General features: G+C 44.8%; 1 tRNA gene. It reads left to right on the top strand.

The features are described from left to right. Positions 1-80: 80 nt before the first annotated feature. Positions 81-156: transfer RNA gene (locus tag ACKUG4_RS28235), tRNA-Ala, on the top strand. Positions 157-353 lie beyond the last annotated feature (197 nt).

The following is a 353-nucleotide window of genomic DNA, read 5'->3' as shown; positions in this document are numbered from 1 at the left end:
TAGCTCAGTTGGTTAGAGCGCACCCCTGATAAGGGTGAGGTCGGCAGTTCGAATCTGCCCAGACCCACCAATTTTGTTATGGGGCCATAGCTCAGCTGGGAGAGCGCCTGCCTTGCACGCAGGAGGTCAGCGGTTCGATCCCGCTTGGCTCCACCATAAACTGCTTCGAAAGTTTGAGAGTTTAGAAATGAATATTCGAGTTGAATATTGATTTCTAGTCTTTTGATTAGATCGTTCTTTAAAAATTTGGGTATGTGATAGAAAGATAGACTGATAGCCACTTTCACTGGTGGTGATCAGGCTAAGGTAAAATTTGTGAGTTCTCTTAGTTGAGAAATTCGAATTTTCGGCGA

Source organism: Candidatus Pseudomonas auctus (assembly GCF_048654275.1).
Classification (GTDB): Bacteria; Pseudomonadota; Gammaproteobacteria; order Pseudomonadales; family Pseudomonadaceae; genus Aquipseudomonas; species Aquipseudomonas pharyngis.
This window is presented reverse-complemented; position numbering and strand designations above follow the sequence as displayed.